The organism is Tissierellales bacterium (genome assembly GCA_025210965.1).
Classification (GTDB): Bacteria; Bacillota; Clostridia; order Tissierellales; family JAOAQY01; genus JAOAQY01.
On the sequence record JAOAQY010000196.1, the window covers coordinates 1 to 5,932 of the forward strand.

Sequence of the window (5,932 nt, forward strand, 5' to 3'; positions counted from 1 at the left end):
CGCAGTACAAAACCCTCATCAAACCCCTTAGAAATCAAAAGATTGTAGAAGAATTCAACGGTAACAATGTCAAACAGCTTGCTAAGAAGTATCACGTATGCGAGTCTACTGTAAGACATGTACTTGCAATATAAATTAATAAATCAAAAGCTCAGATCAATTAGATACTGAGCTTTTTTTATGCCCTTCCGCTCGATGTCAATACTCGAGTAAGTTCATTTATAGATTGTGACAAACTTTCGATTTTGCCTTCAACTCTGACTAATAAATACACTGATACGGCTATCGGAAATCCTAAATTTGCAATATTTACAGCTAAATCTTCCATGATACAAACCCCCTTTTCTAAAAATTTGTATGTAAAAAAAGCGAGCTGCAGCGTCCATCGCCACTACTCGCTTTTAGGTGACTATACCAAAGTGTCTTCGGTAGTAGTAACTATACTTGCTGTAACAATAGTTTTTAAATCGCCATTTTGTGATTCAAAAACATTTTTTTCAATGATTGATTCCATAGCAGTTTTGACCTGTTCTTCAGTAAGGTCAGGCTTTGGATCTGAAATCTTTAAATTCACAGTGTGATCGTCCACGTCTTTGAATCCTAATATCAAACATTGCTTTTTCTCCATGAAATACCCCTCCTTCCGTTAAAACTAGAACTTGTTAGATTATGCTTGTCTTAGAAGTGATTCATCCATACGAACTACTGATCTAAGATCGTGTTCTTGAAGACTTACGATGATATTTGCAGTATCAAGAATATTTTCATCAGTAGCATCAGATTTGACATGTGAAAATGTCTTAGATCTTTTTATAACCTTTCCATCTTCATCAACACCGAAATCCAATGAAAGTTTTAATCTTGCTGCAAGAGCTTCTGATACAACAGCCATATTACGCACCTCCTTTGTTTTAGTATTAACTTCAATTTGAGTGTAGCTCGTAGAGAGAAAATTATATAGGGAAAAGCTACTGTGTAAAGTACAAAAAAATAGTGGGAACTCAGTTCCCACTATTTTTCATTATTTCTTTTTGCCCTTATTCAATTCTTTTTCAAGCTTTGTAATCTCAGCTTTATGCTTCTTTTCTAAAGTGGCTATAGCTTCCTCATGTTCTTTCGTGATTTCCATTATAGCCTTTTCTGTTTCTAAATCTTTTTTATCAGTCATGAATCCAAGCTTTTCTTCAAACTCGGCTTTTATTTTTTCATTTTGAGCTATAGCTTCTGTCTTTACATCTGCAATGGCAATAGCTTCATGATTTTTAACTTCCTTTATCTCTGCTTTTAATTCTTCGATTTGGTTCTTATAAAAATCAATTTGGCTATTTGTATTTTCTAGCTGGCTCTGAAGATCTTTGACCTGGTGAAGATGGCTTTCAGATTCTTCTGTTTTGGCAACTAATTCAGCTTTTACATTTTCAATATCGTCTTTGTAGCCCTTGTACTCATTAACTAAAGAGCTAAGAGTATCTATTTTTTCTTTGTACTCTGCTATTAACGCCTCATTGTTTGCATTCATACTTTCAAGATTTTTCTTATTCTCACTAAGTTTATTAATAGTTTCATCAGCTTCATACAAATTGTTTCTTAAGTATTCTTCCTTTTCTTTTTTAGATTCTAGTTTAAGTTCTATCTTTTCAAGGGCACTGCTTTTTTTATTTAGCTCTTCCTGATACTTATCTGCAATTCTAGTTTCGGCACTTTGATTCATTTCGAGAGAATTTAGAAATATAGCAACTAATCTTTGAGAAATTTGCTGAAATTCTTCGATTTCCTTGCCACGATTTGCGATATTCTTCTTTGAAGATTCAAGTTCGTAAACATTTAATAGCGAATCGAAAAAATCCTTTTGGGTCATATCCAATTCACCGGCAAGCTCTTTAAACTTTGCAGTAGCACTTTCACTTATTCTAAAGCTAGTTGGTTTTATATTTTCAGTCATATTATCACTCCTCATATATTTTTATATGTATTACACTACAAATACTATGTATTACTTATGTATTATATTAATATTATACCCTTTTTGAGCAGATAATGCTATAAATTTGGGAAATTCTTTTAGATTTTGAATGTTTTTTAGCATAAAAAATAGTGGAAACTTAAATTCTCACTATCCATAATATTTTTCTGCCAAGGGCAAGAGGTTCATCTAAATAAAAAAACATAATAAATAATGAAACCCCATCCCCTGCAGAAACCCCACTGCAGAGAATCGGCTCTCCGATTTCATCACCCTGGTCTATCTCACGGGTCATTTGGCCACCTTTTCCAAACGTGGCCTCTGAATCAACAGACATTTTCTTCGTCTCCGATCTAGTCGCAAAATTCAGCTTCTTGTACCATGTGAAAAATCGTCACATGGCCAGCATCACGCAGCTTTTCATCAGCTGCGTGTAGTGCCTACAAAAGCTCCGAATTGTTGCGCCAAGTTCTCCATATTTTTAACTAGTTACTATTTGGCTCTCTCTTTTCTACGCCTTTCCCACTAAACCCACAGAACCTACTACTAATTTTTGGGGTATTCGTTCTGATGGATTTCGTGGAAAAGGCTAGCAGGTCAAGGCGGTCTTATCTTGGTCTATCTTTGAAGAAGGAAATAGAAGGCTACGCCTTCTATAAACAGCGGAAAGAAGCACCTATAATTCTCTAAACCCTGGAGAAACATAGGTGCTTTTAATTTATATAAAAATAGTGGGAACTTAAGTTCCCACTATTTTCGTTTGTCATGAAGTTTTTGATTTATTTAAATCAGTATCTACGTTTTCTTCTATTTGTATTAAACCTAAGTCAATGAATGCAATACAAAATAAACTTAAAAGCTTATATACTTTATTCTCGTCATAATAATTCTCTTGATAATTAAATATTTTCTCATTACTCTCTCCAAAATTATCTAAGTCATAATCGCTTACGCCTATAGTCTCTAGAGAATGTGTCATTTCAATAACAGCTTTCGATAGTGTTTCTTTACTTATTCTTTGATTTGCTAGATTTTTACTGTGCAAAAAAGTCTTTACATCATTTCCTAACTCATAAGCTATATCAAAACTATCATCAATGAAATTTGATACAGTGAAACTCTCAATAGCTGGATAACTTAACAATAACAAACCAGCCTTGTCAAATTCCTCATTTTCTCTTGAATTTTGGAGTTTGTAAATCAAATCTTCAATATGTTGTTTAGAATTAGATTTAACATCTCTATCAAAAATATAATAAACTGCAGCTTTGTCAACAGGGAATTCGTAATTATTGATTAATTCAGTAAATAACTCATCTAAGTAATCATTCTCATCATATATATCTGAAATATTTGATTCTTGCGTATTTACAACAAAGACAGATGATGATGGATTATCCTTCAAATTACTTGGTCTGTATTTTCCAGCCCGCTCTATACTTTGACATTGATAATCAAAGATACTAGTAAATATTTTCCTAAGAATATATATTTCATCGGTCTGACCTTCTACAATAAACAATACTTTGCCAATTTTTTTATTCTTATTAATGACAATATCCTTATTCATTTACATACTCCGGCATTCCGCCAAAACAACCACTATTGTACATTTTCTCAATATTTTGAGCTTCTCTTGGCTTTTCATTAGAAAACTTATTTATATAACTACCTTCTTTTCCCTTGAAGTCTACAGCGTATTCCTGATCAGGTCTAAAAATCGTATTGGATAACAGGTTAGTAGAATGCGAAACTAGAAAAATTTGGGAATCAAGCGAGTTTTTCATAAAATACTTAACTAGCAATTCCTCTAACTCATTATGAAATGCACTGCTAAACTCATCAATTATTAACATTCCACCTTCTTTAACAACGTGAAAAAAAGCAGGCAACATACTTAACAAATTTATATTTCCTAAAGATTCCATACTCACAGGTATAGGCTCTCCTATATTGTTTCTCTTAAAGAATACTTTTTTCTCCCCTTCAGTATCAATCTCAACTAAATTACCTTTGCATCTATCTGTGTACTCTATAAAGTAATTAAATCCATTACTTTTAAAGAATTCATTAATTAATGTATCCCCATTTTCTTTCAGATATTTATTTATTTCTAAGGCACTATTTGAATTAATCAATGTTCTAGTAGCCGCATCAATATATACAGAATTACTTAAAAATTTAAACCATTTCTGCAATATTTCATTTCCATAGAATTTAGTATTAAAATAAATAGTTCTTAGTAATAGGATACTATTATCTAAATCATTAAATGTAGTTACTTCAGATATTTGACTTTTACCACTATTGCCTATTCTATCAAGCACTAGATCTTCATTTAATAATAATTTTTCTATTAATATCTTCTTTTTAACGTCAAATTCAATTGCATACTTAATGCTATCGCTGTCAATTTTAAATTCATATGTCAGCTTAATTATATTTTCCTCACTAAATAAACATTTATACTGACCAATAGATATCCACTTCTCTCTAAATAATAAGTCAAGTAATGTTCTTAAAGCTAGAATAATACTTGTTTTACCAGTAGCATTTCCCCCTACAAAAATAGCTCCTTTTAAAATTTCGTTTTCGTTTACATTTCGTTTGTTTAAAATTTTATAATTACTACTACTCAAATCTATAATAGTTTCATTTTTAAAGGATTTAAAATTTTCTATTGTCATCTTTTTTAACATTACCATCAACTCCTTTTACTATATTATATACTAAAACGAAAAAAAAATACACCTTATATTTTAGAAGTGTAATTTTTTTTCACTGTTTGTAATTCTGGTTATTATGAATTAAAAACTGATTTGTTTGATAGGGCACATGTTGTTAAGAAGAACTATAATAATTAGTATTTAGAAATAATGAGTGAAACTTAATCAATAAGAAATAGTGGGAACTAAGTTCCCACTATCTCAGTTTATTATGATAGCTTAATAAAAAGGATATCGCTACTTAAAAGAGTTATAATCAAATAGTAATCAAAATTTTTTAGGAGGACTATATGAGAATACAAAAGAAAAGACCTAAAACCTGGCTATCAAATGCTATTGAAAAGCAACTAGAAACTATTCAAATTCAATTAGAAGAATTTAAGAAAAATCCAAATTACATAAATAAAGAAAAGCTGATATCTACAATTAATAGTTACGATATAGACCAAAGCATAAACGAAGGTTGGAACAGAACTACAAATTACGAAGGCTATATTGTAAGTTCTTTGTATTATGATGCAATGGACATGGAATTTATAGAACTAAAAAACTATCTATACAAATGGTTTGAAGCTAAAATGAGACTTAAAAAAACAATTCCAAACCCCCAAGCATTATTTTCTAAATTTATATTTTTGTTCCAATATTATTATTTTTCGTACAAATCTTTTTGCATAAAAAAAGATAGTAGCTATGCCGATTGCTTGATCAAACTTACAAAAAATTTTATAAGCTATGATTTAGAAGCGGATTTAGATATAGAAGAGCGCCGTAAAATGCATCTAAATTTTATAGTAACTATATACGTTTTTTTAATCTATGATATCAGTCATGTAAAAAGCCCATTTATTTTTTCAAAAGATGAAATTTCTGATTTGTTTAAATTAGTAGCAACATGTATAGATGCTGACCATGACATTTTTTTCGATGTTCATTTACGAAAAATGCTTGTGCTAAGCTTACTAAATCATGTCTTTAAACTACGAGTCTATTGTGATGAAGGACCACTATGTAAGTATGTAAGTTCGGATATAGCACAAAAAGAAATTGAAAATAAAGAAATTTGGCTTTCAAGGTGTCCAAACTTAAAGGATGAAGTTAATCAAAACGTTGCTTCTGAATTGTTTGAAAAAGACTATTTTAAGGATTACAAATGGACGGAAAATATAAAATGCAGTCCTGGAGAAAACAACTATATCACATCATTTTATAAATCATTCGATGATCCGACTATGTATGAAAA

8 protein-coding genes are annotated in these 5,932 nt (G+C 30.7%); 1 reads left to right on the top strand and 7 read right to left on the bottom strand.

Annotation, left to right across the window (positions count from 1 at the left end):
- Positions 1 to 178 precede the first annotated feature (178 nt).
- From N4A40_14210 to N4A40_14240, 7 genes are all read right to left on the bottom strand, one after another.
- Positions 179 to 328 (bottom strand): YvrJ family protein, encoded by a 150-nt coding sequence (locus N4A40_14210; protein MCT4663007.1) that lies wholly within the window; start codon positions 326 to 328, stop codon positions 179 to 181.
- A gap of 81 nt (positions 329 to 409) precedes the next feature.
- The gene (locus tag N4A40_14215; protein ID MCT4663008.1) at positions 410 to 628 is read right to left on the bottom strand and encodes a DUF2922 domain-containing protein; all 219 of its coding nucleotides are present in this window, start codon (positions 626 to 628) and stop codon (positions 410 to 412) included.
- Positions 629 to 667: 39 nt separating this feature from the next.
- On the bottom strand, positions 668 to 892 hold the full coding sequence (locus N4A40_14220) for a DUF1659 domain-containing protein (GenBank protein ID MCT4663009.1): 225 nt from the start codon (positions 890 to 892) through the stop codon (positions 668 to 670).
- A 129-nt stretch (positions 893 to 1,021) separates the two neighbouring features.
- Positions 1,022 to 1,942 (bottom strand): hypothetical protein, encoded by a 921-nt coding sequence (locus N4A40_14225; GenBank protein MCT4663010.1) that lies wholly within the window; start codon positions 1,940 to 1,942, stop codon positions 1,022 to 1,024.
- 160 nt (positions 1,943 to 2,102) lie between these two features.
- Complete coding sequence (locus tag N4A40_14230) at positions 2,103 to 2,300, bottom strand: hypothetical protein (protein ID MCT4663011.1); 198 nt, start codon at positions 2,298 to 2,300, stop codon at positions 2,103 to 2,105.
- A 426-nt stretch (positions 2,301 to 2,726) separates the two neighbouring features.
- Positions 2,727 to 3,533, bottom strand: a complete 807-nt coding sequence (locus N4A40_14235) for a hypothetical protein (protein ID MCT4663012.1) — start codon at positions 3,531 to 3,533, stop codon at positions 2,727 to 2,729.
- Positions 3,526 to 4,662, bottom strand: coding sequence for an ATP-binding protein (locus tag N4A40_14240; GenBank protein MCT4663013.1), 1,137 nt, complete (start codon positions 4,660 to 4,662; stop codon positions 3,526 to 3,528). Before N4A40_14240 ends, N4A40_14235 begins: the two co-directional genes overlap by 8 nt.
- Positions 4,663 to 4,979: 317 nt before the next feature.
- On the opposite strand from N4A40_14240, the gene N4A40_14245 reads away from it, so the two are divergent.
- Positions 4,980 to 5,932, top strand: a 953-nt coding sequence (locus N4A40_14245) for a hypothetical protein (protein ID MCT4663014.1), incomplete at its 3' end; no start/stop codon positions are given.

What these genes read in the sequence shown, in the direction of transcription:
- N4A40_14220 (MCT4663009.1), bottom strand. Translation starts at nt 892, where the DNA reads ATGGCTGTTGTATCAGAAGCTCTTGCAGCAAGATTAAAACTTTCATTG.
- N4A40_14215 (MCT4663008.1), bottom strand. Translation starts at nt 628, where the DNA reads ATGGAGAAAAAGCAATGTTTGATATTAGGATTCAAAGACGTGGACGAT.
- N4A40_14230 (MCT4663011.1), bottom strand. Translation starts at nt 2,300, where the DNA reads ATGTCTGTTGATTCAGAGGCCACGTTTGGAAAAGGTGGCCAAATGACC.
- N4A40_14235 (MCT4663012.1), bottom strand. Translation starts at nt 3,533, where the DNA reads ATGAATAAGGATATTGTCATTAATAAGAATAAAAAAATTGGCAAAGTA.
- N4A40_14210 (MCT4663007.1), bottom strand. Translation starts at nt 328, where the DNA reads ATGGAAGATTTAGCTGTAAATATTGCAAATTTAGGATTTCCGATAGCC.
- N4A40_14225 (MCT4663010.1), bottom strand. Translation starts at nt 1,942, where the DNA reads ATGACTGAAAATATAAAACCAACTAGCTTTAGAATAAGTGAAAGTGCT.
- N4A40_14240 (MCT4663013.1), bottom strand. Translation starts at nt 4,662, where the DNA reads ATGTTAAAAAAGATGACAATAGAAAATTTTAAATCCTTTAAAAATGAA.